The sequence below is a fragment of the Sinomonas sp. G460-2 genome (assembly GCF_047759905.1).
Taxonomy (GTDB): domain Bacteria; phylum Actinomycetota; class Actinomycetes; order Actinomycetales; family Micrococcaceae; genus Sinomonas.
The window spans coordinates 1-2,873 of record NZ_JBKZWT010000394.1 but is presented as its reverse complement, the minus strand read 5'-3'; the positions used below and the strand labels follow the sequence as shown (position 1 = coordinate 2,873).

Annotated in this window: 3 protein-coding genes; 2 read left to right on the top strand and 1 reads right to left on the bottom strand. The window is 69.5% G+C overall.

What is annotated here, in order from left to right; genetic code table 11:
* Positions 1–207: 207 nt before the first annotated feature.
* The gene (locus ACLN58_RS20340) at positions 208–807 is read right to left on the bottom strand and encodes a GNAT family N-acetyltransferase (protein ID WP_415857049.1); all 600 of its coding nucleotides are present in this window, start codon (positions 805–807) and stop codon (positions 208–210) included.
* Between the two features lie 81 nt (positions 808–888).
* Here ACLN58_RS20340 and ACLN58_RS20335 point away from each other — a divergent pair, with 81 nt between their 5' ends.
* Entirely contained in the window at positions 889–1,488 is a 600-nt protein-coding gene (locus tag ACLN58_RS20335; RefSeq protein ID WP_415857048.1) for an adenine phosphoribosyltransferase, read from the top strand.
* A 70-nt stretch (positions 1,489–1,558) separates the two neighbouring features.
* Positions 1,559–2,873, top strand: a 1,315-nt coding sequence (locus ACLN58_RS20330; protein ID WP_415857047.1) for a HelD family protein, incomplete at its 3' end; no start/stop codon positions are given.

Sequence of the window (2,873 nt, the reverse complement as noted above, 5' to 3'; positions counted from 1 at the left end):
GGGAGCCGAGCGTGTCCGCCTACCGCCCCGCGAAGCCCCGGGTCCGCGCGCGGGCTGCGGGAGACGCCGTCGTGCGTTGACGCTCTATCGCATTCCGACCGGCTTTGACGCGCTCAGGCGGCGCGTCGTCCGCAACACGCCGCCGTGGTGAGATTCCCACGGTCAAAGGTGGTCGGAAACGGCGGGCCGGGGGCACCGCCCATTTGCCTAGGCGGCGTCGAGCGGTGCCTCGTCGCGTCCCGTGAGGCGGTTCAGGAGCCGCTCATGCACCGCGGGCCATTCGGCCGCGAGAACGGAGAACACCGCGGTGTCGATTCGCCCGCCGTCGTGACCCGGGCGGTACGCCCGAAGCGTGCCCTCGTAGACGGCGCCGAGCTTGAGGATCGCCTTGGCGCTTCGCCCGTTGCGCGTGTCAACGCGGAACGTGACCCGATGCACCCCGATCGCGTCGAACGTGTAGCGCATGAGCAAGAGCTTCGACGCGGCGTTGGCGCCGGACCCCCAGGAGGGCCTGCCGAAGAACGTTCCGCCGATCTCGGCGCGGCCAAGCACGGGATCGACGTCGTAGAGCCCGGTCGAGCCCAGGAGGGATCCCGTCGCGTCGTCCGCCACCGCGAACGGGATCGCGCGGGGGTCGTCGAGGCGCGACGCGAAGAGGCCCGCGAGCTCTTCGACAGTCTCGGGCCGCCGGGCGGCCATGCCCGACCAGAGCTCGGCGTCGATGAGGGGAAAGAGGTGCTCGGCCTGGAGAGGCGTGAGCGGCAACAGACGGACGCCGTGCCCGGCGAGCGCAACCGAGTGAAGCATGCGGATATTGAAGCACCAGCCGGGGCGCTGGTTAAGACTGGTCGGTCCGGTGTGGACATGAACATTCGGTAACGTTGAGTAGTGACTTTTGACTCCGCCTCCCGACGCACCCCCGCGACCCCAGGAAGCACGCCTTCGACGGGTCCGCGCGGGGAGAGCCTCGATGAGCTCCTCGACCGCTTGTGCGCGACTGTGGAGGACTATCCCAAGCCTGGGATCACGTTCAAGGACCTGACTCCCGTTTTCGCGGACCCCGTGGGCCTGCGCGCCATCGTCGACGCGCTCACGGTGCCCTTCGCGGGGCAGTTCGAGCTCGTGGCCGGCGTCGAGGCGCGGGGCTTTCTCCTGGCCGCCGCCGCAGCGTACGCCACGGGGACGGGCGTGATTACCGTGCGCAAGAAGGGCAAGCTTCCTCGACGCACGATCTCCGAGGACTACGCCTTGGAGTACGGATCGGCGACCCTCGAGGTCCACGAGGACGATATCCCGCCGGGAACTCGCGTCCTCCTCCTCGACGACGTCCTCGCGACGGGCGGCACTCTTTCGGCGGCGACCCGCCTCATGGAGCGCACGGGCGCGCACGTGGCGGGCATCGGCGTCGTCCTTGAACTCACCGCCCTGCACGGGCGCGCCGCCCTCGCGGGGCACCGGGTCCGCTCCCTGCAGCGCGTCGACGTGTGACCAGCACCGCAAGTTCACAGGAATCGCTGTAGAATGGACGGTCCGTCATTGCAGTAAGGGGAATGCGCCGATGCTCGACGCCGATCTGGCTCACGAACGGGACTACGTGCGGGGCCTGTACCGCCGGCTCGATGAGTTGCGCGACGAGAAACGCGATCAGCTCGCGGCCGTGCGCAAGGCGGGGGCGATCGGCTCCGTGCAGAACATCTCGGAACGCGACGCCTTCGCCGCGCTCTACGAGGACCGGCTCGCGCAACTTGACGCGGTCGAGGACCGGCTTGTCTTCGGCCGGCTCGATCTCGACGACGGCGAGGCCCAGTACATCGGTCGCATCGGCCTGAGCACGGACGATCTGCGGCGCCTCATGGTCGACTGGCGAGCCCCCGAGGCGAGCCACTTCTACCAGGCGACGGCGTTCGATCGCCAAGGTGTGCGGCGCCGCCGTCACCTCATCCTCCAGGGCCGCGACGTCAAGGCCATCGAGGATGACATCCTCGACTCCGAGATGCTCGACGCCGCACATCACCACCAGGGCGAGGGCGCGCTTCTCGCGGCGCTGAACTCCAAGCGGACCGGCCGCATGGCTGACATCGTGAGCACGATCCAGGCCGAGCAGGACCGGATCATCCGCGCGCCCATGCCCGGCGCCCTCGTCGTGCAGGGCGGACCCGGCACGGGCAAGACCGCCGTCGCACTCCACCGGGCCGCCTACCTCCTCTACAGCCACCGCGACCGGCTCAAGTCGGCCGGCGTGCTGCTCGTGGGGCCCTCGCTCTCGTTCATGAAGTACATCGAGCGCGTCCTGCCGTCGCTCGGCGAGACGGGCGTCGTCATGTCGAGCGTGGGCCGCCTTATGCCCGGCATCAACGGCGTGCCCGAAGAGGACGCGCGCGTCGCGAAGCTCAAGGGCAGCCAGCGCATGGTCGAGCTCATCGCGGCCGCGGTCGCGAACCGCCAGCGCGTCCCGGCAGGCGATCGGATCCTCGACGTCGAGGGCACGAAGCTGCTGCTCACGCCGCGGCAGGTGCGCCGCGCCCGCGAGAAGGCCCGCGCCACTGGAAAGCCGCACAACGAGGCACGCAACACGTTCGTGAAGATCCTGCTCCGCGAACTCACGGAGCAGCTCCAGTCCAAGGTCGAGGCCTCGAGCGTGGGCAACAACGCCGACCGCTCGTACCTTGCCGAGGATGTGCGGCAGGCGCGGGACGTCCGCGTCGCGCTCAATCTGTGTTGGATGCCGATGACTCCCCAGCAGCTCCTCGTCGAGCTGTTCTCGAGGCGGCGGATCCTCGACGCCGTCGCGCCGGGCCTGACGGAGCAGGAGCGCGATCTGCTCGAGCGCCCGGCCGACGCCTCGTGGACGGAGGCTGACATCCCGCTCCTCG

Coding starts and splice junctions, on each gene's coding strand:
- ACLN58_RS20340 (WP_415857049.1), bottom strand. CDS start 807: ATGCTTCACTCGGTTGCGCTCGCCGGGCACGGCGTCCGTCTGTTGCCG.